This is a genomic window from Pseudomonas sp. HC1(2025) (genome assembly GCF_058742075.1).
Genome location: NZ_CP196017.1, coordinates 5255690 through 5280162, shown reverse-complemented (window position 1 = coordinate 5280162; position 24473 = coordinate 5255690). Strand labels below are relative to the sequence as shown.

At 61.1% G+C, this 24473-nt stretch carries 20 protein-coding genes; 9 read left to right on the top strand and 11 right to left on the bottom strand.

What is annotated here, in order from left to right; all coding sequences use genetic code 11:
• Nucleotides 1-4: 4 nt before the first annotated feature.
• The 10 genes from ACSSVH_RS23775 to ACSSVH_RS23730 form a co-directional block, all read right to left on the bottom strand.
• Nucleotides 5-1567 carry a SpoVR family protein gene (locus tag ACSSVH_RS23775; RefSeq protein WP_169953804.1) on the bottom strand — a complete coding sequence of 521 codons (1563 nt, stop codon included), beginning with the start codon at nt 1565-1567 and terminating at the stop codon, nt 5-7.
• Nucleotides 1564-2835: a YeaH/YhbH family protein gene (locus ACSSVH_RS23770; RefSeq protein WP_169953806.1), complete on the bottom strand. Its 1272-nt coding sequence runs from the start codon at nt 2833-2835 to the stop codon at nt 1564-1566. The genes ACSSVH_RS23775 and ACSSVH_RS23770 overlap by 4 nt, the downstream gene beginning before the upstream one ends.
• Before the next feature lie 113 nt (nt 2836-2948).
• The gene (locus tag ACSSVH_RS23765; RefSeq protein ID WP_492633811.1) at nt 2949-4871 is read right to left on the bottom strand and encodes a PrkA family serine protein kinase; all 1923 of its coding nucleotides are present in this window, start codon (nt 4869-4871) and stop codon (nt 2949-2951) included.
• A gap of 282 nt (nt 4872-5153) precedes the next feature.
• Nucleotides 5154-5483 (bottom strand): thiosulfate sulfurtransferase GlpE, encoded by a 330-nt coding sequence (gene glpE, locus ACSSVH_RS23760; RefSeq protein WP_492633810.1) that lies wholly within the window; start codon nt 5481-5483, stop codon nt 5154-5156.
• 32 nt (nt 5484-5515) lie between these two features.
• Nucleotides 5516-6367 carry a symmetrical bis(5'-nucleosyl)-tetraphosphatase gene (locus ACSSVH_RS23755; RefSeq protein WP_169953811.1) on the bottom strand — a complete coding sequence of 284 codons (852 nt, stop codon included), beginning with the start codon at nt 6365-6367 and terminating at the stop codon, nt 5516-5518.
• Complete coding sequence (gene apaG, locus ACSSVH_RS23750; RefSeq protein WP_076962233.1) at nt 6367-6747, bottom strand: Co2+/Mg2+ efflux protein ApaG; 381 nt, start codon at nt 6745-6747, stop codon at nt 6367-6369. Before apaG ends, ACSSVH_RS23755 begins: the two co-directional genes overlap by 1 nt.
• Before the next feature lie 131 nt (nt 6748-6878).
• Nucleotides 6879-7691, bottom strand: coding sequence for a 16S rRNA (adenine(1518)-N(6)/adenine(1519)-N(6))-dimethyltransferase RsmA (rsmA, locus tag ACSSVH_RS23745; RefSeq protein ID WP_169953812.1), 813 nt, complete (start codon nt 7689-7691; stop codon nt 6879-6881).
• A complete protein-coding gene (gene pdxA, locus ACSSVH_RS23740) occupies nt 7688-8677 on the bottom strand; it encodes a 4-hydroxythreonine-4-phosphate dehydrogenase PdxA (protein WP_492633809.1) in 990 nt (329 codons plus the stop codon). Before pdxA ends, rsmA begins: the two co-directional genes overlap by 4 nt.
• Complete coding sequence (locus ACSSVH_RS23735; RefSeq protein ID WP_170057648.1) at nt 8674-10008, bottom strand: peptidylprolyl isomerase; 1335 nt, start codon at nt 10006-10008, stop codon at nt 8674-8676. The genes pdxA and ACSSVH_RS23735 overlap by 4 nt, the downstream gene beginning before the upstream one ends.
• Nucleotides 9989-12775, bottom strand: a complete 2787-nt coding sequence (locus ACSSVH_RS23730; protein WP_172313552.1) for an LPS-assembly protein LptD — start codon at nt 12773-12775, stop codon at nt 9989-9991. Before ACSSVH_RS23730 ends, ACSSVH_RS23735 begins: the two co-directional genes overlap by 20 nt.
• Nucleotides 12776-12905: 130 nt before the next feature.
• Here ACSSVH_RS23730 and ACSSVH_RS23725 point away from each other — a divergent pair, with 130 nt between their 5' ends.
• From ACSSVH_RS23725 to ACSSVH_RS23715, 3 genes are read left to right on the top strand one after another with little or no spacing between them, the layout of a single operon-like run.
• Entirely contained in the window at nt 12906-13931 is a 1026-nt protein-coding gene (locus ACSSVH_RS23725; RefSeq protein ID WP_170042256.1) for an aminoglycoside phosphotransferase family protein, read from the top strand.
• The gene (gene murU, locus ACSSVH_RS23720) at nt 13928-14602 is read left to right on the top strand and encodes an N-acetylmuramate alpha-1-phosphate uridylyltransferase MurU (protein ID WP_169953817.1); all 675 of its coding nucleotides are present in this window, start codon (nt 13928-13930) and stop codon (nt 14600-14602) included. Before ACSSVH_RS23725 ends, murU begins: the two co-directional genes overlap by 4 nt.
• A 1-nt stretch (nt 14603) precedes the next feature.
• On the top strand, nt 14604-15371 hold the full coding sequence (locus ACSSVH_RS23715; protein ID WP_169953818.1) for a DnaJ domain-containing protein: 768 nt from the start codon (nt 14604-14606) through the stop codon (nt 15369-15371).
• A gap of 37 nt (nt 15372-15408) precedes the next feature.
• On the opposite strand, the gene ACSSVH_RS23710 is transcribed toward ACSSVH_RS23715, so the two are convergent.
• Complete coding sequence (locus tag ACSSVH_RS23710) at nt 15409-16386, bottom strand: alpha/beta hydrolase family protein (RefSeq protein WP_492633808.1); 978 nt, start codon at nt 16384-16386, stop codon at nt 15409-15411.
• Between the two features lie 61 nt (nt 16387-16447).
• On the opposite strand from ACSSVH_RS23710, the gene ACSSVH_RS23705 reads away from it, so the two are divergent.
• From ACSSVH_RS23705 to ACSSVH_RS23680, 6 genes are all read left to right on the top strand, one after another.
• Nucleotides 16448-18841, top strand: coding sequence for a PAS domain-containing sensor histidine kinase (locus ACSSVH_RS23705; protein WP_492634732.1), 2394 nt, complete (start codon nt 16448-16450; stop codon nt 18839-18841).
• Nucleotides 18842-18909: 68 nt separating this feature from the next.
• Nucleotides 18910-19539: a response regulator gene (locus tag ACSSVH_RS23700; RefSeq protein WP_169953820.1), complete on the top strand. Its 630-nt coding sequence runs from the start codon at nt 18910-18912 to the stop codon at nt 19537-19539.
• A 291-nt stretch (nt 19540-19830) separates the two neighbouring features.
• Nucleotides 19831-20943 (top strand): ABC transporter ATP-binding protein, encoded by a 1113-nt coding sequence (locus ACSSVH_RS23695; protein WP_492633807.1) that lies wholly within the window; start codon nt 19831-19833, stop codon nt 20941-20943.
• A gap of 46 nt (nt 20944-20989) precedes the next feature.
• Complete coding sequence (locus ACSSVH_RS23690; protein ID WP_169953821.1) at nt 20990-22030, top strand: ABC transporter substrate-binding protein; 1041 nt, start codon at nt 20990-20992, stop codon at nt 22028-22030.
• Between the two features lie 156 nt (nt 22031-22186).
• The gene (locus tag ACSSVH_RS23685) at nt 22187-23434 is read left to right on the top strand and encodes an ABC transporter permease (RefSeq protein ID WP_169953822.1); all 1248 of its coding nucleotides are present in this window, start codon (nt 22187-22189) and stop codon (nt 23432-23434) included.
• A 12-nt stretch (nt 23435-23446) separates the two neighbouring features.
• Nucleotides 23447-24274 (top strand): ABC transporter permease, encoded by an 828-nt coding sequence (locus ACSSVH_RS23680; protein WP_029296783.1) that lies wholly within the window; start codon nt 23447-23449, stop codon nt 24272-24274.
• Nucleotides 24275-24473 lie beyond the last annotated feature (199 nt).

Below are 24473 nucleotides of genomic sequence, written 5' to 3'. Positions count from 1 at the left end.
TGCGTCAAAGGTGAACCACGGCCAGGTCCAGGCGGCCGTAATCGTTGTCGTTATGTTCGTTGCGCGGCGGCACGTGATGGGTCTTCATGACCTGATCGCCTTGCAGGGTCTCCAGGTGGATATCGAAGCCCCATAGTCGGTGCAGATGCTTGAGCACTTCGTCCGTGGATTCTCCCAGGGGTTTGCGGTCGTGTTGCTGGTGGCGCAGGGTCAGGGAGCGATCACCGCGCATATCGATGCTGTAGATCTGCACGTTGGGCTCGCGGTTGCCCAGGTTGTATTGGGCCGCCAGGGTCTCGCGGATGGTGCGGTAGCCGGCTTCGTCGTGGATGGCAGGTACCAGAAGGTCGTCCTTGAGGTCGTCGTCCAGAATGCTGAACAGCTTGAGGTCACGAATCACCTGGGGTGACAGATACTGCAGGATGAAGCTCTCGTCCTTGAAGCTGCTCATGGCGAACTTGATGGTCGATAGCCAGTCACTGCCGGCGATCTCCGGGAACCAGCGGCGATCTTCCTCAGTGGGGTGTTCGCACATGCGCCGGATATCCCGGTACATGGCGAAGCCCAGGGCATAGGGGTTGATGCCGCTGTAGTAGGGGCTGTCGAAGCCTGGCTGGAAGACCACGCTGGTATGTGAGGTGAGGAACTCCATCATGAAGCCGTCGGTCACCAGGCCTTCGTCGTAAAGGTCGTTCATCAGGGTGTAGTGCCAGAACGTTGCCCAGCCTTCGTTCATCACCTGGGTCTGGCGCTGCGGATAAAAGTACTGGGCGATCTTGCGCACGATCCGCACGATCTCCCGTTGCCATGGCTCCAGCAGCGGGGCGTGTTTTTCCAGGAAGTACAGGATGTTTTCCTGGGGCTCGACGGGGAAGCGCGCATTGTCCTTGTCGCTATTCTTGTCGGCGCGTTTGGGGATGGTGCGCCACAGGTCGTTGATCTGTTTTTGCAGATGCTCTTCCCGGTCCTTCTGCCGTAACCGTTCCTCCTCGGCGGAAATCGGATAGGGGCGCTTGTAGCGGTCTACCCCGTAGTTCATCAAGGCATGGCAGGAGTCGAGCAGGTCTTCCACCGCATCGATCCCGTGGCGCTCCTCGCACTGCATGATGTACTGCTTGGCGAACACCAGGTAATCGATGATCGAACTGGCGTCGGTCCAGGTGCGGAACAGATAGTTGCCCTTGAAAAAGCTGTTGTGGCCATAGCACGCGTGGGCCACCACCAGGGCCTGCATACAGATGGTGTTTTCTTCCATCAGGTAGGCAATGCACGGGTCGGAGTTGATCACTATTTCATAGGCCAGCCCCATCTGGCCACGGGTGTAGGACTTCTCCGTGCTGAGGAAGTGCTTGCCGTAGGACCAATGGTGGTAGCCCAGGGGCATGCCCACCGAGGCATACGCATCCATCATTTGCTCGGCGGTGATCACTTCGATCTGGTTGGGATAGGTATCCAGGGCATATCCGGCCGCAATACGGCTGATTTCCCGGTCATAGGCCTGGATCAGTTCGAAGGTCCATTCGGACCCCGTGGAAATGGGTTGGCGCTTATGCTCTTTGGCGGTCATGTCACTAACCTGCGCTGGAAGAGTTCACGGAAGACCGGATAGATATCGCCGGCCGAGACCAGTTGTTGCTGGGCGAAGGTGTCGGCGAAGGCTTCACCGATGCGCTCGTATTCAAACCACAGGGCCTGGTGCTCGCGGGGGGTAATCTCCACATAAGTGTAGTACTGCACGAACGGCATGATCTGGTTGATCAGGATGTCGCGGCAGATGGGCGAGTCGTCGTTCCAGTTGTCGCCGTCGGAAGCCTGAGCCGCGTAGATGTTCCATTCGTTGGCCGGATAACGCTCGGCCATGATTTCCTGCATCAGTTTCAGCGCACTGGACACGATGGTGCCGCCGGTCTCCCGTGAATAGAAAAACTCTTCTTCGTCGACCTCGCGGGCACTGGTGTGATGGCGGATAAACACCACGTCGATCTTGTCGTAGTTACGCTTGAGAAACAGGTACAGCAGGATAAAGAAGCGCTTGGCGATGTCCTTGGTCGCCTGGGTCATGGAGCCGGAAACGTCCATCAGGCAGAACATCACTGCCTTGGAGCTGGGGTTGGGTTGCTTGACCAGCAGGTTGTATTTCAAGTCGAAGGTGTCGAGAAACGGTACGCGGTGAATACGCGCACTGAGTTTCTCGATTTCTGCTTCGATTTCCTGGATATCGCCGAAATTGTCTGGCTCTTCGCGCTTCAATCGCGCCAGTTCTTCCTTGGCCTCTTTGAGTTTGGCGCGGCTGCTACCAGATAGGGCGATACGCCGGGCATGGGCTGAACGCAGGGTACGGATGATATTGATGCGCGAGGGGTTGCCCTCGTTGCTGATGCCGGCGCGTACGGTCTTGAAGGTGTCGGTGCCGGTCAGGTTGCGTTTGACCAGGTTGGGCAGCTCCAGGTCCTCGAACATGAATTCGAGGAACTCCTCCTGGGTAATCTGGAACACGAACTCATCCATGCCTTCGCCGGAGTTGCCGGCCTTGCCTGGGCCTTTGCCGCCGCCACCGCCTTGAGGACGCTGGATGTGTTCGCCGGAGGTGAATTCCTTGTTTCCCGGATGAACCACGGTCTGTTTACCGCCGCGGCCGTGATGTAGCACCGGCTCATCGATATCCCGTCCGGGAATGCTGATCTGCTCGCCGTGCTCCATATCGGTAATGGAGCGGCGACTCACCGCCTCTTCGACGGCCTTTTTGATGTGGTCACGGTAACGCCGCAGGAAACGCTGGCGGTTTACCGTGCTCTTGTTCTTGCCATTGAGGCGTCGGTCGATCACATAGCTCATAGGGAGCCCTCCGGGCAGCTTCACGTTACAAGCTTCAAGCCGCGAGCTGGAAGCTTAGAGACAAGCGGTCAGCTGCCAGGCCATAGGCCCGGCAGCGCACGCCTGTCGCTGCCTTACTGCGATTTGCGAACCCGCAGGTACCACTCGGAGAGCAGCCGTACCTGTTTGTCGGTGTAGCCGCGCTCGACCATTCGTGTGACGAAGTCGTTGTGTTTTTGCTGATCCTCCTTGCTGGCCTTGGCGTTGAAGCTGATGACCGGCAGCAGATCCTCGGTGTTGGAGAACATTTTCTTCTCGATGACCACCCGCAGCTTCTCGTAGCTGAGCCAGGTAGGGTTCTTGCCATTGTTGTTGGCCCGGGCGCGCAACACGAAGTTGACGATTTCGTTGCGGAAATCCTTCGGATTGCTGATGCCGGCCGGTTTCTCGATCTTCTCCAGTTCTTCGTTGAGGGCTACGCGATTGAGGATCTCGCCGGTTTCCGGGTCGCGGTATTCCTGGTCCTGGATCCAGAAGTCTGCGTACAGCACATAGCGGTCGAAGATGTTCTGGCCGTATTCGCTGTAGGACTCCAGGTAGGCGGTCTGGATTTCCTTGCCGATGAACTCGATATAGCGCGGCGCCAGGTACTCCTTGAGGAAACGCAGGTAGCGCTCGCGGGTTTCAGCCTGGAACTGCTCTTGTTCGATCTGTTGCTCCAGGACATAGAGCAGGTGCACCGGGTTGGCGGCGATCTCGTGGGGGTCGAAGTTGAAGACCTTGGACAGGATCTTGAAGGCGAAGCGCGTCGACAGCCCGTTCATGCCCTCATCGACGCCTGCCGTGTCGCGGTATTCCTGGATCGACTTGGCCTTGGGATCGGTGTCCTTGAGGTTTTCCCCGTCGTAGACGCGCATTTTCGAATAGATATTCGAGTTTTCCGGCTCCTTGAGGCGCGACAGCACGGTGAACTGGGCGAGCATCTTCAGGGTGTCGGGTGCGCAATGGGCCTTGGCCAGGGAGCTGTTGAACAGCAGCTTGTCGTAGATCTTGATTTCATCGCTGACCCGCAGGCAGTACGGCACCTTGACGATATAGATCCGGTCGATGAAGGCTTCGTTGTTCTTGTTGTTGCGGAAGGTGTGCCATTCTGATTCGTTGGAGTGGGCCAGCAGGATGCCGCTAAACGGAATCGCGCCCAGGCCTTCTGTACTGTTGTAGTTGCCTTCCTGGGTCGCGGTGAGCAGTGGGTGCAGCACCTTGATCGGCGCCTTGAACATCTCCACGAACTCCATCAGGCCCTGGTTGGCCCGGCACAGTGCGCCCGAGTAGCTATAGGCGTCCGCGTCGTTCTGCGGGAACTCCTCCAGCTTGCGAATATCGACCTTGCCCACCAGCGCCGAAATATCCTGGTTGTTCTCATCCCCCGGTTCGGTCTTGGCGACGCCGATCTGGTTGAGAATAGATGGATAGAGCTTCACCACCCGGAACTGGCTGATATCACCGCCGAACTCGGCCAGACGCTTGGTGGCCCAGGGCGACATGATGGTGTTGAGATAGCGCCGTGGAATGCCGAAGTCTTCTTCGAGGATCGCGCCATCTTCCGTGGCGTTGAACAGGCCCAGGGGCGACTCGAATACCGGGGAACCCTTGATCGCGTAGAAAGGCACCTTTTCGATCAGTTGCTTGAGTTTTTCGGCCAGGGAGGATTTACCGCCGCCCACAGGGCCGAGCAGGTAGAGGATCTGTTTCTTCTCTTCCAGGCCCTGGGCGGCATGGCGGAAGTAGGAGACGATCTGGTCGATGCATTCTTCCATGCCATGGAAGTCTTCAAAGGCTGGGTAGCGGCGGATGACCTTGTTGGAGAATATTCGCGATAGTCGCGAATTATTGGAGGTGTCTACCAGCTCCGGCTCACCAATCGCCAGTAGCAGGCGCTCGGCGGCAGACGCGTAGGTACTGCGGTCCTTTTTGCACAGCTCGAGATACTCTTGCAGCGTGAGCTCTTCCTGCTGTGTGGACTCGAAGCGTTGTTGGAAGTGGCTAAAAATACTCATGACGTCGTCACCTCGCTCGATACGTGGAGCCGACGCCGGATCAATCAGTCGATGCTGGCAGCCAGTGGCGCTTGCCGTGGCCATTTCCCCCCAGAACACCCTGAAACGCTACCGATGACCCGCACGCCGGTGTACCGGCTCTCCCCTGTTTTGGATGGCCTGCGCTTAATGATAGTTGGGAATCCGGGAGGTCAAGGCGAGATGCCTAATTAGTTTGGGCGCACCGTTCGTCAGAAACGGCGCGAGCCCAAGCGTCACGCGGGGTAGCGGGGTTTAAAAAAATTATTGCGAATCGTCTGTGGCAATTTCCGCAGGATACATCGTACGCCACAGCTCAAAGCCGCCGTCCAGGCTGTAGACATCGGAGAAGCCCTGGCTGACCAAGTAGGCCGCCGCGCTCTGGCTGGAGTTGCCGTGATAGCAGGCCACGATCACGGGTGCGTCGAGGTCGGCGGCGCGGATGAAGTCGGCGATATTGTGATTGTCCAGATGCCGTGCGCCCTTGATGTGGTTCAGGGCGTAGGTCTGGGGATCCCGGATATCCACCACTACGGCGCCTTGCTCGCGCAGGGCCTGGGCTTGTTCGGGAGGGATACGTTTGAATTCGCTCATGGCGGGCTCCTTGGGCGTGCGGCAAGCGGCGTCTAGCGCTTGGCGGCAGCGGGCAGTGTTACGGGAAGGGGAGATTCACACTGGCAGCTCAGGCGCTCGCCGGTGTCGATGTTCATCAGGGTCATGGCCCCGCCCCACACGCAACCGGTGTCGAGGGCGAATACGCCGGGTTCGTCGCAGTGACCTTCGAGGGCGGCCCAGTGCCCGAAGATGATCTTCGTGTCGCGGGTCTTGCGCTCCTTGTGGGCGAACCAGGGTTTGTAGCCGGGCAAGGCGGTGTCGGCGCCTTCCTTGCTCTTGAGGTCGAGTTTGCCTTCGGCGGTGCAGAAGCGCATGCGCGTGAAGTAGTTGGTAATGACCCGCAGGCGGGCGACGCCGGTCAGATCGTTATCCCACTTCACTGGCTCATTGCCGTACATGCCGTCCAGATAAGTGGCGAACAGGGTGTCATCGGCCAGGACGGTTTCGACCTCGGCGGCACACTTGAGGGCCTTTTTCAGGGTCCACTGCGGCGCAATGCCAGCATGTACCAAGGCGGTATTGCGCCCCTCGTCGTAGTGCAAGAGCGGTTGTCGGCGCAGCCAGTCGAGCAATTCGGCGCGATCCGGGGCTTCGAGGATTTCCCGCAGGGTGTCGCCTTTTTTCAGACGCTCGATGTTATTGCCGGCCGCCAGCAGATGCAGGTCGTGGTTGCCCAGCACGCAGACCAGGGAGTCGCGCAGGCCATAAAGAAAGCGCAGGGTCTCCAGGGATTGCGGGCCGCGGTTGACCAGGTCACCCACCAGCCACAGGCGATCCTTGGCCGGGTCGAAGGCTACGCGATCAAGCAGGCATTTGAGCGGCTCCAGGCAGCCTTGCAGGTCGCCGACAGCATAGGTTGCCATCAGTGCAGGGCTCCGGGCACCGCCAGGCGGAAGGGAGCAATGATGGCGTCGAAGTGTTTGCCGTCTTCGGCAAGCATCTGGTAGCTGCCTTGCATCGTGCCGACCTTGGAGGTCATCACGGTGCCGCTGCTGTAGGTATGGCTGGCGCCGCTGTCGATCAGGGGCTGTTGGCCGATGACGCCGGCACCGCGCACTTCCTCGACATGGCCGTCACCGTCGGTGATCACCCAGTGACGCGACAGCAGCTTGGCGGGCACTTGGCCGTTGTTCTTCACCGTGACGGTGTACGCAAAGGCAAAGCGGTTCTGTTCGGGTTGGGATTGTTCCGCCAGGAAGCGGGTGACGACGCTGACGTCGATCTGATAGCGAGGATCGGACATGCAAGAGGCCTTAAGAGCAAAAGCGGAGGACAGCAGATGCGGATCAGTCTAGGCCATGAGGTGGGCACTAGGCCAGACATGCTGTATGACCTGATGTCCACCCTTGTAGGAACCGGCTTGCCGGCGATGGGTCAGTCGGCAGCGGGTGCAGGCTGAATCGCTAGCTGGTCCGCCAGGCGTACAAACGCGGCGAGGTCCAACTGCTCCGGGCGCAGGCTGCCGTCGACACCGGCGGCTTCGATCTCGGCGTTGCTCAGCAATGCCTTGAGTGTATTGCGCAGGGTCTTGCGACGCTGGTTGAAGGCTTCGCGTACCACTCGTTCCAGCAGGCGATGATCCTTGGCCGGGTGCGGAAGAACCGCGTGTGGCACCAGGCGCACAATGGCCGAGTCAACTTTTGGCGGCGGGTTGAACGCGCCCGGACCCACATTGAACAGGTGCTCGACCCGGCAGTGGTACTGGACCATGATCGACAGGCGACCCCAATCGCCGCCGCCAGGGCCGGCCGCCAGGCGCTCGACCACTTCCTTCTGCAACATGAAATGCATGTCGCGGATGATCCCTGCGTTGTTCAGCAGGTGAAAGATCAGCGGCGTGGAGATGTTGTAAGGCAGGTTGCCAACCACACGCAGGCTGTTGGGCGCGGCATTGAGACTGGTGAAGTCGAACTTCAGCGCATCGCCCTGGTGCAGGTTGAAGTTGGGCATGCCGGCGAATTGCTGGTTGAGGATAGGGATCAGGTCCTTGTCCAACTCAACCACATCCAGTTGGCCACCGCTATTGAGCAGGCCCTGGGTCAGCGCGCCCTGGCCCGGGCCGATTTCCAGCAGGCGGTCTTCGGGCTTGGCATGGATGGAGCGCAGGATGCGGTCGATAACGCCGGCATCGTGCAGGAAGTTTTGCCCGAAGCGCTTGCGCGCCCGGTGTTGGTAATGCTCGGTCATATACGGGTCTCGGCCATCTGATAGGCGGTTTCCAGGGCCACGTGCAGGCTGCCGGTATCGATCTTGCCGCTGCCCGCCAGGTCCAGGGCGGTGCCATGGTCGACGGAGGTGCGGATGATCGGCAGGCCCAGGGTCACGTTGACTGCGGCGCCGAAACCTTTGTATTTCAGCACGGGCAGCCCCTGGTCATGGTACATCGCCAGCACTGCATCGCAGTGCTCCAGATATTTGGGGGTAAACAGAGTGTCGGCGGGCAATGGGCCACGCAGGTCCATGCCTTCTTGGCGCAGACGCTCTAGTGTGGGTTCGATGATGTCGATTTCTTCATGGCCCAGGTGGCCGCCTTCACCCGCGTGGGGGTTGAGGCCGCACACGAGGATTCGCGGCTGGGCGATGCCGAATTTCTGTTGCAGGTCAGCGTGCAGGATGCGCGTGACGCGTTCCAGGCGCTCTGGCGTGATGGCATCGGCAATCTGGCGCAAGGGCAGGTGAGTAGTCACCAGTGCCACGCGCAGGCCACGGGTTGCCAGCATCATCACCACCTGTTCGGTGTGGGTCAGCTCGGCAAGGAACTCGGTATGGCCGGAAAAGGCGATACCGGCTTCGTTGATCACGCCTTTATGCACCGGCGCCGTGATCATCCCGGCGAAGTCACCGTCGATGCAGCCTTGTCCGGCGCGGGTCAGGGTCTCCAGGACGAAGGCGGCGTTGGCCTTGTCCAGCTGCCCGGCGACTACCTTGGCCTGCAGCGGGGTGTCCCACACGTACAGGCTGCCCGCGGGGGCCGGTTGGTCGGGCCAGTTGCCCGGCGAAACGGGCAACAAGTCGACAGCCACGCCCAGTTGCGCGGCCCGCTCAAGGAGCAGGTCACGGCTGGTAATGGCAATCAGGGGATGAGGCTGGGCTTGCGCGGCGAGCAGCAGGCACAGGTCTGGACCTATGCCGGCCGGCTCGCCGGGTGTCAACGCGAAACGCTGGGGTTTCACTGGGCTGCCTGGTCGGTGCCTGTTGTGTCGGCGCCAGGGAGCTTGTTTTCCACGTAGGCTTCGTCACGGATCTGACGCAGCCAGGTTTGCAGCTCTTCGTCGTATTTGCGGTTACGCAGTACGGTCAGTGCTTGCTGCTCACGGGCCTGGGTGGTGTTGTCGGTGGCGCGGCGGCCAAGGACTTCCAGGACGTGCCAGCCATATTGGGTCTTGAACGGCTTGGACAGCACGCCTTGCGGCGTATCGTTCATGACTTGCTGGAACTCGGGCACCAGGGCTCGTGGGTCGATCCAGCTCAGGTCGCCGCCGTTGAGGGCAGAACCCGGGTCTTCCGAGAAGCTTTTGGCCAGGGTGGCGAAGTCTTCACCCCCTTCGATGCGCTCATAGATCTTTTGCGCCAGCTCCTTGGTTTGAGCCTCGGTGCGGATTTCACTTGGCTTGACCAGAATGTGACGGACATGCACTTCGTCCTTCAACGAAGCCTCACCGCCGCGACGCTCCAGCAACTTCAGAATGATGAAGCCGCCAGGGGTGCGCGCAGGTTGGGTGATGCCGCCCACTTCCATGGCGCTCAACTCGCGGTCAAACGGTGGTGGCAGTTGAGCGGCTTTACGCCAGCCCATATCACCGCCTTCGAGGGCGTTGTCGCTGCCGGACTGGGCAATGGCCATCTGCGCAAAGTCAGCACCGGCCTTGAGACGGTCATAGATCGCCTGGGTCTTGGCCGCTGCGGCGTTGAGCTGCTCGGCGTTGGCGCTGTCTGGCGTCGGGATCAGGATATTGGCCAGGTGCAGTTCTTCGGAGAGCTGCATCTTGCCCAGGTCCGAGGCCAGGAAGTTCTTCACTTCCTGCTCCGATACCTGCACGCGTTCGGCCACACGGCGCTGGCGCACACGGCTGATGATCATTTCGCGGCGGATCTGGTCACGGGCGTCCTCATAGGACAAACCGTCATGGGCCAGGGCCGCGCGGAACTGATCAATGCTCATGTTGTTGCGTTGAGCGATGGTGCCGACGGCCTGGTTCAGCTCTTCGTCGGTGATACGGATGCCGGAACGGTCGCCAATCTGCAATTGCAGGTTTTCGACGATCAGGCGTTCCAGCACCTGCTGGTCCAGGACGCTGGTCGGTGGCACGCCACCGCCACGCTTGGCGATGGTTTGCTGAACTTCCTTGACCCGTTGGTCGAGTTGGCTCTGCATGATCACGTCGTTATCGACGATGGCCACGACCTTGTCCAACGGTTGCACTGCAGCGTGTGCCGCTGCAGTACCCAAGAACAGCGCGCCCAGCATCAGCGGGCGCAGACAATCAGAAAGCTTGATCTTCACGTTCACGATAACCTTGGATGCCTTTGTCGAGGAAGCTCTCTACCTTGGCGCCAGTCAGGCCGCCGAGTCCTTTGAGGACGATTTGGAGGAAGAGCCCGTGGTCGCCTTTTTCGTTCTGCGGGGCGATCTGGGTGTATTCGTCGTTGGAAACCCAATAACGGTTGATCACGCGCAGTTTCCAGCAGCAGTTGTCGTACTCGAAACCACCAAAGGCTTCCAGGGTACGGTTGCGTGCGTAGTCATACTGCCAGCGGGTGATCAGGTTCCACTGCGGAACGATCGGCCACATCATCGAGAAGTCGTGTTGCTGGATTTTGTAGTAATCCTTTACGAAGTTCGCATCGCCTTCACGACCATAGTCGCCGCCAAACTGCCATTTGCCAGTCAACTGGTCGTAAACCACCTGGTCATTGCGATAGCGGTAACCGACGTTGATAACCTTGTTAGGGTTGTCTTCCGGCTGGTAGTGGAACATCGCGCTGCCGGAGCGTGCGGAGTGTTCCTCTGTGTCCCAGTTGTAGTCGGCGGTGGCGCGCCAGTCGCGGTTGAAGCGGAACTCGTAGTCCAGGGCGATTGGCGAGACGTCCGATTGCGAATCGGCGCGGTCGGCAGCAACGACACCAGGTAATTGTACTTCGCGATCCTTGAAGTACAGGGCTTGACCGACGGAAACGCGCTGACGTTCAAAGCCGTTTTCTTCGATCCAGCGGCTGGTCACGCCCAAGGACAGCTTGTTTTCGTCACCGATCCGGTCACTGCCGGAGAAGCGGTTGTCGCGAAACAGCGAGTTGTAGCTGAACGTGGCTTCGCTCGTATCGAACACAGGGATATCGGACTGATCTTTCTCTGGCACATAGAGATAGAACAGGCGTGGTTCGAGAGTCTGGGTATAGTCTTTACCAAACCACTGGGTGCTGCGGTCAAAGAAGAGCCCGCTATCGACGCTGGCGATAGGTATTGAGCGGTCTTGGGAGCTTTTGAATTTCTGTCCCGCGACAACCATTTGCTCTTTGCCTTTACCGTCAAGATCAAGATCGTATTTGGTATAGGCGTACTTGAGCCTCGGCGTGACGAAGCCGTAACTCCAGTTCATCGGCAACGAAATGCTTGGCGCTACGTTCAATCGTGTGCCGTTGGCACGGGTCAGTCCGCTTACGTTCTCGTCCAGACGTGGCTGACCATTGGGGAGGGGGCCGCCATCTTTATCGAATATGTTGCCAGTCCTCAGATCCCGATCAAACCGAACAGCCTCGGTTTGATAATCAAAGTGCAACCCGCCTGGGTTGTAAGGCAAAGAACCCGAGAAGGTAATCTGCGGCAATCGGTCATACGGAGTAATCTGCGAGATCGTCGCCAGTTCATAGGCTTGCAGATTCAACTGAGCGGTATAAGTGTCGCCGCGATAGCTAACAGCACCTTGCTGGTTAACGAACTCACGAGACTCGACGCCAATCTGATTGGACTTCAAATCCTGGAAGTAGAACGGATCGCTGATCTTGGTGTAGTCGACCTCAGTCAGTAAGCGCGAATCCAGCCCACCCTTGTGTTGCCAATTGATCATGTAGCGGGTTTTGTCGTAGTCGCTCTGCTTCTTCCGCTCGTCGCTGTCATCGTTCAGGTACGCGCCGCCGAACTGACCTTCGCTGGACTTGGTGAGGTAGCGGAATTCGCCCTCCATCAACATGCCGCGCTTGGTCATGTATTGCGGGTACAACGTGGCATCGTAGTTCGGCGCCAGGTTGAAGTAGTACGGTGTCACCAGCGTGAAGCCACTTTCCCCACCCGAGCTGAAGCTCGGCGGCAGGAAGCCGGACTGACGACGATCGTCAATCGGGAAGTAGATGTACGGGGTGTACAGGATCGGGATGTTCTTGACCCGCAACGTCGCGTTGGTCGCCGTACCGAAGCCGGTGGCCGGGTTCAACGTGATGTTGTTGCCGCGCAGTTGCCAGGCGTTGCTGTCCGGCTCGCAGGTGGTGTAGGTACCATCCTTGAGGCGGATGATCGCGTTTTCGGCACGTTTGGCGTACAGCGCGTTACCGCGGATGCGCGATTTGTGCATCACGTATTCGGCGTTGTCGATCTGGGCCGCACCCGTGTCCAACTGGACCTGGGCGTGGTCGCCGACGATCAGCGCGCCATTGTCGCGCAGACGCACCTTGCCGTTCAGCTCGCCACGGTTCTCGGCCTGGTACAGGCTGGCCTCGTCGGCCTCGACCTGCATGCTGCCCTGGCGCATGACCACGTCACCGGCCAGGGTTGCGACTTGGGTTTCCTGCTCGTAACGAGAGGCCTTGGCACCGATGAAGGTCGGCGCGTCGCTCTTGTCCGTCTTGTCGTTCATGCCAGGACGGATCGGCTCGATGTACGCACCGGCGCAATAAGGACCGGTTTCGGCCAGTTGCGCGGCGGTGAGTTTCTCGCGAGGGACCCAGTCCAGGTGGCTGTAGTCGGCGCTACGCGAGCGCAGGCCACGGCCCTTGGATTCGGTGACCAGCTTGGTCTGCGGCACGGCTTCGGCACCGCCAGCTTCGCCTTGCGGCGTGCCATTGGCCGAGCTGACGGCACTGCCGTCATGCACCGGACGCGGTGGCAAAGGGGCTGCGCTGGCTTTTGGCGCGCAATCCCAGGCACCCGAAGCAGAGACTGAGCAGTCATACTGTTCCGCGGCGACCACGAATGAGGTGGCGAAAGGTTGCATGGCCAGCAGACTGCCGGTTACCAGCAACGGAAATTTTCTACGAAACGCGGGGGATTTCAATGCCATCTTATTAGTCCGGGCTTCCTGCGTGCCATCTGCCCGCGGTGTGGGCCGCACGCCTCTCGATGGTCTGAAAAAGATGCGTGATAATAAAGCATGACCCGCTTGACGGCTAGCGCCGTCGGAGACCCTTGTAATGCCCGACCAAGATCTACGTTTGCAACACCTGAAAGTCTGGCTCGATCAGCAGTTACCCGAGCTTTTCCTTGCCCAGGGATGGGGCCCCGTACCCCCGGCTACATTGACTGCGGCCAGCAGCGACGCGAGTTTCAGACGGTACTTCCGTTGGGAGGGCGCAGGTCGCACATTTGTCGTGATGGACGCTCCGCCCCCCCAGGAAAACTGCAAACCTTTCGTCGATATCGCGCGAATGTTGGCTAAATCAGGAATAAATGTTCCACAAATTTTTGCTGAGGATCTGTCCCAAGGCTTTCTTTTGCTCAATGACCTGGGCAAAAACACCTACCTGGATGTGATTGACGGGGAAAATGCCGACCAATTGTTTGCCGAGGCCATCGACGCGCTGCTGGCGTTCCAGCAATTGCCGATGGACGCCGGCTTGCCCAGCTACGACGTGCCGTTGTTGCGCCGGGAGCTGGAGTTGTTCCCCGAGTGGTACGTGCGCCGGCACCTGGGCATCGAGTTCGATGCGCAGCAGTCGGCCCTATGGCAGCGGGTCAGCCAGTTGTTGATCGACAGCGCCCTGGCCCAGCCCAAGGTCCTGGTGCACCGCGACTATATGCCGCGCAACCTGATGATCAGCGTGCCGAACCCTGGCGTGCTGGACTTCCAGGACGCGGTCTACGGCCCCGTGACCTACGACATCACCTGCCTGTTCAAGGACGCCTTCCTCAGTTGGCCCCAGGCACGGGTGCGCGAATGGCAGCGCGGCTATTGGCAGCGTGCTGGCCAATTGGGCATTCCGGTACAGGCGGATTTTGAAGACTTCCTGCGTGCCAGCGACTTGATGGGGGTGCAGCGGCACCTCAAGGTCATCGGTATCTTCGCGCGTATCTGCCACCGTGATGGCAAGCCGCGCTACCTGGCGGACGTGCCGCGCTTCTTTGGCTATATAGAAGCGGTGCTGGCCGATCGGCCGGAACTGGCCGACCTTGGCGAGTTGCTGTCGAGCCTGCGCCAACCGGCCGAGGCCCACGTATGAAGGCCATGATCCTGGCGGCCGGCAAGGGCGAGCGGATGCGTCCGCTTACCTTGCACACTCCCAAACCACTGGTCCAGGCCGGTGGCAAGCGCCTGATCGAGTACCACCTGGAGGCGCTGGCGAAAGCGGGGTTCACCGAGATCGTCATCAACCATGCCTGGCTGGGCCAGCAAATCGAGCATTACCTGGGGGACGGCGCGCAGTACGGCGTGCGCATCCAGTATTCGCCCGAAGGCGAGCCGCTGGAGACCGGTGGCGGGATTTTCCAGGCCTTGCCCCTGCTGGGAGACGAGCCGTTCCTGGTGGTCAATGGCGATATCTGGACCGACTACGACTTTGCCCGCCTCAAGCAGCCCTTGAGCGGTCTGGCGCACCTGGTGATGGTCGACAACCCGGCCCATCACCCCAGTGGTGGCGATTTCTATATCAAGGACGGTTTGCTTCATGATGCAGCGCCCGATGCCGATAACCTGACCTTCAGTGGCATTTCGCTGCTGCATCCCAAGCTGTTTGCGGGTTGCAGCGCCGGTGCCTTCAAGCTAGCGCCCTTGTTGCGCGCAGCGATGGCTCAAGGCTTGGTCTCGGGGGAACACATGGATGGACGCTGGATTGACGTCGGTACGCTGGAGCGCCTGGCGCAGGTAGAAAACCTGCTGACTGTGGGCCAGTAAGATGCTGTGGCCAGGGACTTTGATCGGCGCCGGGGCGGGGTTTGCCATCGCCAGTATTCCGGGGGCCATGCTGGGTGCGCTATTGGGCCAGGCGCTGGATCGACGCCTGCAATTGCGCAGTTGGGCGCAACTGCGCGAGCGCCTGGGCGGCCGTCCGGCGCTGCGTAACGACGAACTGCTGTTTGTGTTGCTGGGCCGTTTGGCCAAGAGCAACGGGCGGGTGGTCGACGGGCATATCCAGCAAGCGCGGGTGGAGATGCGCGCGCTGGATATGACCGAGCCGGCCCAGCGCCGGGCGATTGCGGCGTTCAATCGGGGCAAGTCGGGGACCGATCGGGTGCGCAGTTACCTGCGCGTGCTCAAGTCCCAGCCCCATGCCGCAGAAGGCGTGCTGCGTGCCTGCTGGCGCATGGTCTGGGCCGACGGCAAGGCCAGCCTCGCCGAGCGCGACCTGATCGACCTCTGGGGCAAGTGGCTGGGGTGGACGCCGCAACAGATCCAGGCCCTGGCCCACGACTACGAGCCGGAGCGCAAGCCCCTGGCCACTCGTGGTGGCACCTACCAGGAAGCCCTGCGGATTCTAGGGGTGACTGCCACGACAGAGCCGGCTGTGATCAAGCGTGCCTACCGACGACTGCTCAGTCGCCATCATCCGGACAAGATCGCCGGCAGCGGCGCCAGCCCCGCGCAGGTACGCGAGGCTACGGAGCGTACGCGCGAGCTGCATAGCGCCTACACGGTGATCCGTGAGCAGCGGGATTTCCGCTGACCTTACAGGAGCCGGCTTGGCGGCGAGGGGAGGTGGGTCAAGTCCCGCTGCCTTGCGGGCTCAACCAGCCGCGAATACGCCGGTACAACTGTTCCTGGGCCGCTGAACTGTTGCCGGGGATAGTCTTCAACGACACCTGCTTATAGTTGTCATTTTTCAGTCGCTTGCTCGCCTGGCTGCGTTCCAGCGCCATTTTGCTGGCCTGGGCATTGTCCTGGTAGAAGACATCGGCCGTTGCCAGCTTCAAGGTCGGCGCCAGCTGTTGCAGGTTCGGTTGGCGGCCTATCGGCGTTTGCGCCGCGACCATAATGAATTTCTGCACCTGCGCGGGTTGTTTTTCGCTCAGGTAGCGCGCTGCCCACCAGGCCCCGGTGCCGTGGCCCAGCAGCACTACGCTGCGGGCGTTCTGGGTCTGGGCATAGGCGACGGCGGCATCGATGCGGGCGAAGATCCGGGTCGCATCGGTCTTGTCCTGCTCATCCGCGCCGGGGACCACGGCCGGGTCGGTGCCTTCGGCTTCGGCGCTAGCGGCCTGTTCGATCGGCTTGGGCGCGGCGGTGCTGGCATCCTTGCTGCTGGTGTCGACGGCCGAGTCGGGGGCCTGGATGATTCGGGGCGCCAGGGTGTCCAGGCTCTGGTCCGGCAATGACAGACTCAGGCTGCCCCACTCGGCATCTGGCAGCTTCTGGCGCAAAGGCCCGACGGCTTGCGGCCAGTCAGCGGTTTCCCCGGCGCCGGGGACGATAATCACCACGCCTTGCGGCTCGGCGCTGTTGGCCGGTTTCCACAGGGCCAGGAATGACTCGTCGCCAGCCTGCAATTGCTGCTGCTCCTGGGGCGGCAGTTGTCGCTCCAGGGCGCTGGCTTCCTCCTGGCTGCGCTCGAGCAGAGGCTGGCGTTGCGGTGGCTTTTCGGCGGCAGCCGGCGCGGTGTCAGCCGCCTGCACGCAAAAGGTGCTGGTAAACAGGAGCGACAGGCACAATGCTGGCAGTGTCGAACGGTGAAGCAGGGGCATAGTGCAATTCCGGCCAGAAGTGATCCCGGCAGCCTAATGGGTTGGATGTGAGATGTGAATGATGATTTTTCGCTGTCTGCTGGTTATCGGCTATCTGTGCTTTCCCTTGATGGCAAGTGCTGCGCCCGCGTCCGTGGTGGCGCCGGCGGTGCTCACCCCCCAGCAGCGCGAGTGGCTGGCGCAGCACCCGCAACTGCGGGTCGGCGTGGTGTTGCAGGCGCCTTACGCGCAATACGACCGACGCCTGCAGCGGTTGTCCGGGGCCAATGTCGAGCTGATGCAGGCATTGGCCAAGGCGTTGAACATCGAGCTGAGCTGGCGCAACTTCCCCACGCAAGAACAGTTGGAGGACGCCTTGCGTGAGGACGCGGTCGACCTCGCGCCGGGCCTGCTGCAAACCCCGGCTGGCCTGCGCCTGTGGTTGTTTTCTGACCCGTATATGCGCGTGCCCCAGCACATCGTCGGCATTCGTGACGGCAGCGGCGCGGTGGACCTGGAAAAACTCGACGAACACTCAAGGGTCGCCGTGCGCATGCCCAGCGCCGTGGCTGATTACCTGCGCAGCAATTACCCCAACCTAAACCTGCAAGGTGTGCCCCTGGAGCGCCAGGCCCTGCAATTGTTGGTCAGCCAGCAGGCGCGCTATGCCGTGATCGATGAGGCGCAGTTGAGCCGGCTGTCGGTCGAGCCAGAGTTCGCCAGCCTGGCGGTGGTGGGTGATATTGGCTTGCCGCAATTGCTGCGGGTGGCCACCCGGCGTGACTGGCCGGCCTTGGCGGACATTGTCGAGAGCGGCCTGCGGGCCATTCCCGCCCGTGAGCTGGAGCAATTGCACGCCCGTTGGCTGCAAGCCAAATACCCACGGCTGTCGGAATCACCGGGGTTCTGGCAAAACCTCAGCCTGTTGCTGGGCCTGTTGTTGCTCGCGTGCCTGGCGATTGCTGTGTGGCAGCGTCGGCAAAAACATGCCCTGGAGCACCAGTTGCTGGCCGCGCGCGAGGAAAGCGCTGCCCGTGCCGCAGGCGCCGAAGCGTTGCGCCTGACCCAGTTTTCCATCGATCAAAGCACCGTCGGCATCCTCTGGGTCAATTGGGACAGCCATGTGCGCTACGCCAACGTCGCCGCCGAAGCGATGCTCGGCTACGGCCCGGGCGCGTTGATCGAACGCCCGTTGATCGAGTTCGAACCCAATTTGAGCATGGACCGCTGGCTGAACCTGTGGAAACGCGCCCGGGCCAGTGAAGACGGGCCGCAGAGCTTTGCCACCCAGTGCCTGCGCGCGGATGGCAGCCTGTTGCCCACGGATGTGTCCTTGAGTTTTCTGCGCTTTGCCGGTGGCGAATACCTGGTGGTGTACCTCAACGACGTTACCGAGCGCCGCCGGGCCTTGGCCGCGTTGCAGGAAAGTGAAGCGCGCCTGCAAGGCATCGCCGCCAATGTGCCGGGGTTGGTGTTTCGCCTGGAGCGCCTGCCGTTGAGCGCTGCCATCGATTTTGCCTACATCAGCGAAGGCAGCGAGCGCCTGGTGGGTTATTCGCCGTCCGTGCTCAGCCACCGCGATGTGGGGCTACGCAGCCTGGTACACCCGGATGATCGCGCCAGTTATCACCAGACCCAGGACCAGGCCATCGACACCGAGAGCAACTGGTCGTGGCAGGGCCGCATCCTCACTCGGCAAGGCGAGCAGCGCTGGGCCGAGATCAAGGCCGTCACGCGACGCCTGGATGATGGCGCGGTGGTCTGGGACGGGATCGTTTGGGACATCAGCGACAGCAAGCGCATCGAATTGGAACTGGACGCTTCGCGGGCGCAGCTGCGCGAGCTGTCGGCCCACCTGGAGACCGTGCGCGAGGAGGAGAAAGCGCGGATCGCCCGCGAAGTCCACGATGAGCTGGGGCAAATGCTCACGGTGCTGAAGCTGGAAACGTCCATGTGCGAGTTGGCCTACGCGCAATTGGACCCCGGCCTGCACGAGCGCCTGAACAGTATGAAGCGTCTGATCGCGCAGCTGTTTCAACTGGTCCGTGATGTGGCCACCGCGCTGCGCCCGCCGATTCTCGACGCCGGGATCGCCTCGGCCATCGAATGGCAGGCGCGGCGGTTCGAAGCGCGCACGCAGATCCCTTGCCTGGTGCAAGTGCCGGATAATCTGCCGGCATTGAGCGACGCCAAGGCCATCGGCCTGTTCCGCATCCTGCAAGAGGCGCTGACCAATGTCATGCGCCATGCCCAGGCGCATACTGTGGAGCTGACCCTGGTGGTGGAGGGCGCCAATCTGCGCCTGACCATCAGCGATGATGGCGCAGGCTTCGTCCCTGCGCCGGGGCGCCCGGTGTCGTTTGGCCTGGTGGGTATGCGCGAGCGGGTGCTGATCATGGGCGGGCAGTTGACCCTCGACAGCGAGTTGGGGGAGGGCACCACCCTCAGCGTTACAGTGCCGTTGGATTCGCCATAGATCCCTTGTGGTCTTGCTCCCACATTTTGAATGTCGGCGTTTAATCGCTATAGAGAGAGGAAATTGCCGTGATCCGCGTATTGGTAGCCGAAGACCACACCATCGTCCGTGAAGGCATCAAGCAGTTGATCGGCCTGGCCAAGGACCTGCTGGTGGTGGGCGAGGCGGGGAACGGCGAGCAGTTACTGGAAGCCTTGCGCCATACACCTTGCGAGGTGGTGCTGTTGGATATTTCCATGCCTGGGGTCAACGGCCTGGAGGCGATTGCGCGGATTCGCGCGCTGAACAACCCACCGGCCATCCTGGTGTTGTCGATGCATGACGAGGCGCAAATGGCCGCCCGGGCGTTGAAGGTCGGCGCGGCAGGGTACGCCACCAAGGACAGCGATCCGGCGCTATTGCTGACGGCGATCCGCAAGGTGGCCGCGGGCGGGCGCTATATCGACCCGGACCTGGCGGACCGCATGGTGTTCGAAGTCGGCCTCACCGACACCCGGCCGTTGCATTCGCTGTTGTCCGAGCGCGAGTTCTCGGTGTTCGAGCGTTTGGCCCAGGGTGCCAACGTCAACGATATCGCCCAGCAACTGGCCCTGAGCAGCAAGACCATCAGCACCCACAAGGCGCGGTTGATGCAAAAGCTCAACATCACCTCCCTGGCAGAACTGGTGAAGTACGCGATGGAGCACAAACTCCTGTAGGCGCCCGGCTTGCCGGTGGTGGCTATCTTGAGGGCGCCATCGCCGGCAAGCCGGGCTCCTACAGGGAGGCGTATCTATTTGCGACACCCCGGCGGCACCCCGCAGCCCATGCCTGCGGCTTGTCACGTCCTCCTGGCAGCCCAACTGTCCCATGCCCGCCATCCGTGTAGGGCAATCCCTACCCCGAACCTTCCACCGCGCTGATGCCAATCTCTCTTGCGCCCCGATTTTCGTGGGCTGGCGCCTGGACTACGCTTGCTCCACAGCAGTCCAAAACACAAAGGTGCGGGTATGAGCGAGGTGGATTCAAATGATGTGCTGGTCAGCTTTCGTGGTGTGCAAAAGAGCTACGACGGCGAGAACCTGATCGTCAAAGACCTCAACCTGGACATTCGCAAAGGCGAGTTCCTCACCCTGCTGGGGCCGTCCGGCTCGGGCAAGACCACCAGCCTGATGATGCTGGCGGGCTTTGAAACGCCGACCGCCGGGGAAATCCTCCTGGCCGGGCGCTCCATCAATAACGTGCCGCCGCACAAGCGCGACATTGGCATGGTGTTCCAGAACTATGCGCTGTTCCCGCACATGACCGTGGCCGAGAACCTGGCGTTCCCCCTGACCGTACGCGGCTTGAGCAAGACCGATGTCAGCGAGCGGGTCAAGCGCGTGCTGAGCATGGTCCAGCTCGACGCCTTCGCCCAGCGCTACCCGGCGCAGCTCTCCGGCGGCCAGCAACAACGGGTGGCCCTGGCTCGCGCACTGGTGTTCGAGCCGCAGTTGGTGCTGATGGACGAACCCCTCGGCGCCCTCGATAAACAGCTGCGTGAACACATGCAGATGGAGATCAAGCACCTGCACCAGCGCCTCGGCGTGACGGTGGTCTACGTGACCCACGACCAGGGTGAAGCCCTGACCATGTCCGACCGGGTGGCGGTGTTCCACCAGGGCGAGATCCAGCAGATCGCACCGCCGCGCACCTTGTATGAAGAGCCGAAAAACACCTTCGTCGCCAACTTCATCGGCGAGAACAACCGCCTTAACGGCCGCCTGCACAGCCACACCGGCGAGCGCTGCGTGGTCGAGCTGGCGCGGGGCGAGAAGGTCGAGGCGCTGGCGGTGAATGTCGGGCAGATCGGGGGGCCGGTGACGCTGTCGGTGCGCCCGGAGCGGGTCAGCCTCAACGGTTCCAGCGAAAGCTGCAGCAATCGCTTCTCGGGTCGGGTGGCCGAATTTATCTACCTGGGCGACCACGTGCGTGTGCGCCTGGAAGTCTGCGGCAAGGCTGATTTCTTTGTGAAACAACCGATCGCCGAGCTGGACCGGGCGCTGACGGTCGGCGATGTGGTTCCGATTGGCTGGCAAGTCGAGCACGTTCGCGCACTCGACCCACTTCTAGAGGCGAACTGATCGCCCCCTTGGCTTCATCCAACCCTGCACGTGGAGAGAACAATAAATGTTGAGATCCCTGAAATTGACCGCCCTGGCCATTGGCCTGGCGGGTGCTTCACAGGTCATGGCTGGTCCTGACCTGACGGTGGTGTCGTTTGGCGGCGCGAACAAGGCGGCCCAGGTCAAGGCCTTCTATGCGCCGTGGGAAAGCGCGGGCCACGGCAAGATCATCGCCGGCGAGTACAACGGCGAGATGGCCAAGGTCAAAGCCATGGTCGACACCAAGAGCGTGTCCTGGGACCTGGTGGAAGTCGAATCGCCGGAGCTGTCCCGCGGCTGTGACGAAGACATGTTCGAGCCGCTGGACCCTGCACTGTTTGGCAACACGCAAGATTACGTAAAAGGCGCGATCCAGCCCTGCGGCGTGGGTTTCTTCGTGTGGTCCACCGTGCTGGCCTACAACGCCGACAAGCTCAAGGCGCCACCAGGCGGCTGGGTGGATTTCTGGGACACCCAGAAATTCCCCGGCAAGCGTGGACTGCGCAAAGGCGCCAAATACACCCTGGAATTTGCCCTGATGGCTGACGGTGTAGCGCCCAAGGATGTCTACAAAGTGCTGGCCAGCAAAGATGGCCAAGACCGTGCCTTCAAGAAACTCGATGAGCTCAAGCCGTCGATCCAATGGTGGGAAGCCGGCGCCCAGCCGCCGCAGTACCTGGCCTCGGGTGATGTGGTGATGAGTTCGGCCTACAACGGCCGGATCGCTGCCGTGCAGAAAGAGAGCAACCTGAAAGTGGTGTGGAACGGCGGCATCTACGATTTTGATGCCTGGGCGATCCCCAAGGGCCTGGGCAAGGAACGCGCCGAGGCGGCGAAGAAATTCATCGCCTTCTCCGTCGCACCGCAACAGCAGAAAACCTATTCGGAAAACATCGCCTACGGCCCAGCCAATACCCAGGCCGTACCGTTGCTGGCCAAGGACATCCTCAAGGATATGCCGACCACCCCGGAAAACATCGCCAACCAGGTGCAGATCGATGTGAGCTTCTGGGCGGATAACGGCGAGCAGTTGGAGCAGCGCTTCAATTCCTGGGCTGCCAAGTAATAAGCCCCACCGCTAAACCCCTGTAGAAGCTGGCTTGCCTGCGATGGCATCACCTCGGTAGACGTGACACACCGAGGCGCTGCCATCGCGGGCAAGCCCGGCTCCCACAAGGGGCCTTTAACACGGGTCTCAACTGTAGATTTTCCGGAGTTTGCCATGGCCATCGCCGTTCCCTCGAACGAGGTCACCACCCCCAGCTTGAAACAGCGCCTGGCCCGTGCCGAGCGGCTTAACCGCTGGAAGGCCCAGGCCTTGATCGCGCCGCTGGTGGTGTTTTTGCTGCTGGTGTTCCTGGTGCCCATCGTTGCGTTGCTCTACAAAAGCGTCGGTAACCCGGAAGTGGTCGCCGGCTTGCCGCGTACCGTGGTGGCGGTGACCGCCTGGGATGGTCGCGGCTTGCCCGACGAGCCGGTGTATCAGGCTATCAGCGAGGACCTGGGCGAAGCCCGTAAAAACCAGACCTTGGGCGACCTGTCCAAGCGCCTGAACATGGAACTGGCGGGCTATCGCAGCCTGTTGACCAAAACTGCGCGGGCGCTGCCGTTTAGCGAAGTGCCGGCCTCTTATAAAGAAGCGCTGGAAAACCTCGACGAACGCTGGGGCGACCCCGCGTACTGGCAGGCAATCCGCCGCAACACCAGCAGCCTTACGCCTTATTACCTGCTGGCGGCCGTCGATCATCGGATCGACGACCTCGGTGAAGTCGCGCCGGCCACCCCGGACCAGGCGATCTACCTCGATATCTTCGCCCGCACCTTCTGGATGGGCCTGGTGATTACCGTGTGTTGCCTGCTGCTGGCCTATCCGCTGGCGTACTTGCTGGCCAACCTGCCGGCGCGGCAAAGCAACCTGTTGATGATCCTGGTGCTGCTGCCCTTCTGGACCTCGGTACTGGTGCGTGTCGCCGCGTGGATTGTGTTGCTGCAGTCCGGCGGCTTGATCAACGGTGCGCTGATGAGCCTGGGCATTATCGATAAGCCCCTGGAGCTGGTGTTCAACCGGCTTGGGGTCTACATCTCCATGGTGCATATCCTGTTGCCGTTCATGATTTTGCCGATCTACAGCGTGATGAAGGGTATTTCGCCGACCTATATGCGTGCGGCGATTTCGCTGGGCTGTCACCCCTTTGCCAGTTTCTGGCGGGTGTACTTCCCACAGACCTACGCGGGCGTCGGTGCCGGCTGCCTGTTGGTGTTTATCCTGGCGATTGGCTATTACATTACCCCGGCCCTGCTGGGCAGCCCTAACGACCAGATGGTCAGCTACTTCGTGGCGTTCTACACCAACACCAGCATCAACTGGGGCATGGCCACTGCGCTGGGCGGCTTGCTGCTGCTGGCGACCGTGGTGCTGTACCTGATCTACAACTGGCTGGTGGGCGCCAGCCGCCTGCGCCTGAGCTGAGGAGCGCCTGACATGTCCAGCAGTCCTTATATGTCACCCATCGAGCGGGTGTGGTTCTACAGCTTGCGGATCCTCTGCGGCCTGATCCTGTTGTTCCTGATCCTGCCGGTGCTGGTGATCATCCCGCTGTCATTCAACTCGGGGAGTTTCCTGGTGTACCCGCTGCAGGGGTTTTCGCTGCACTGGTACCAGGACTTCTTCGCCTCGGCGGAATGGATGCGTGCCCTGAAAAACAGCATCATCGTCGCCCCGGCGGCCACGGTGCTGGCGATGGTGTTCGGTACATTGGCTGCCATCGGCCTGACCCGTGGGCATTTTCCCGGCAAGGCGCTGGTGATGGCCCTGGTGATTTCGCCGATGGTGGTGCCGGTGGTGATTATCGGCGTGGCGAGTTACCTGTTCTTCGCTCCGCTGGGGCTGGGCAACAGCTTCTTTTCACTGATCGTGGTGCATGCGGTACTGGGCGTGCCCTTTGTGATCATCACCGTGTCGGCAACGTTGCAGGGCTTCAACCATAACCTGGTGCGGGCAGCGGCCAGCCTGGGGGCATCGCCGCTGACCGCGTTTCGCCGGGTGACGCTGCCGCTGATTGCGCCGGGGGTGATTTCCGGGGCGCTGTTTGCCTTTGCCACCTCGTTCGATGAGGTGGTGGTAACGCTGTTCCTCGCCGGGCCCGAGCAGGCCACCTTGCCTCGGCAGATGTTCAGCGGCATCCGCGAAAACCTCAGCCCGACCATTGCCGCAGCGGCGACTCTGCTGATTGCCTTCTCGGTGGTGCTGTTGCTGACCCTGGAATGGCTGCGTGGGCGCAGCGAAAAACTGCGTACGGCACAGGTCTGACTGCTGAAACCCTATCATCTGTAGGAGCTGGCTTGCCTGCGATGGCCTCGACTCGGTACGAGGCCATCGCAGGCAAGCCAGCTCCTACATTGACCGGGTTCGCTTTGAATGATCTGGCCATTCAGCCGCTGAATGGCAGACAACCCACATTCCCCAGCTATTCTTGTGCCAGCCCCCAACTTTATAAGAGGCCGCGCAC

Bases quoted from the DNA above. Each gene is read 5' to 3' on its own strand.
- ACSSVH_RS23775 (WP_169953804.1), bottom strand. From the start codon at position 1,567: ATGACCGCCAAAGAGCATAAGCGCCAACCCATTTCCACGGGGTCCGAA.
- ACSSVH_RS23770 (WP_169953806.1), bottom strand. From the start codon at position 2,835: ATGAGCTATGTGATCGACCGACGCCTCAATGGCAAGAACAAGAGCACG.
- ACSSVH_RS23765 (WP_492633811.1), bottom strand. From the start codon at position 4,871: ATGAGTATTTTTAGCCACTTCCAACAACGCTTCGAGTCCACACAGCAG.
- glpE (WP_492633810.1), bottom strand. From the start codon at position 5,483: ATGAGCGAATTCAAACGTATCCCTCCCGAACAAGCCCAGGCCCTGCGC.
- ACSSVH_RS23755 (WP_169953811.1), bottom strand. From the start codon at position 6,367: ATGGCAACCTATGCTGTCGGCGACCTGCAAGGCTGCCTGGAGCCGCTC.
- apaG (WP_076962233.1), bottom strand. From the start codon at position 6,747: ATGTCCGATCCTCGCTATCAGATCGACGTCAGCGTCGTCACCCGCTTC.
- rsmA (WP_169953812.1), bottom strand. From the start codon at position 7,691: ATGACCGAGCATTACCAACACCGGGCGCGCAAGCGCTTCGGGCAAAAC.
- ACSSVH_RS23730 (WP_172313552.1), bottom strand. From the start codon at position 12,775: ATGGCATTGAAATCCCCCGCGTTTCGTAGAAAATTTCCGTTGCTGGTA.
- ACSSVH_RS23725 (WP_170042256.1), top strand. From the start codon at position 12,906: ATGCCCGACCAAGATCTACGTTTGCAACACCTGAAAGTCTGGCTCGAT.
- murU (WP_169953817.1), top strand. From the start codon at position 13,928: ATGAAGGCCATGATCCTGGCGGCCGGCAAGGGCGAGCGGATGCGTCCG.
- ACSSVH_RS23715 (WP_169953818.1), top strand. From the start codon at position 14,604: ATGCTGTGGCCAGGGACTTTGATCGGCGCCGGGGCGGGGTTTGCCATC.
- ACSSVH_RS23710 (WP_492633808.1), bottom strand. From the start codon at position 16,386: ATGCCCCTGCTTCACCGTTCGACACTGCCAGCATTGTGCCTGTCGCTC.
- ACSSVH_RS23705 (WP_492634732.1), top strand. From the start codon at position 16,448: ATGATTTTTCGCTGTCTGCTGGTTATCGGCTATCTGTGCTTTCCCTTG.
- ACSSVH_RS23695 (WP_492633807.1), top strand. From the start codon at position 19,831: ATGAGCGAGGTGGATTCAAATGATGTGCTGGTCAGCTTTCGTGGTGTG.
- ACSSVH_RS23690 (WP_169953821.1), top strand. From the start codon at position 20,990: ATGTTGAGATCCCTGAAATTGACCGCCCTGGCCATTGGCCTGGCGGGT.
- ACSSVH_RS23685 (WP_169953822.1), top strand. From the start codon at position 22,187: ATGGCCATCGCCGTTCCCTCGAACGAGGTCACCACCCCCAGCTTGAAA.
- ACSSVH_RS23680 (WP_029296783.1), top strand. From the start codon at position 23,447: ATGTCCAGCAGTCCTTATATGTCACCCATCGAGCGGGTGTGGTTCTAC.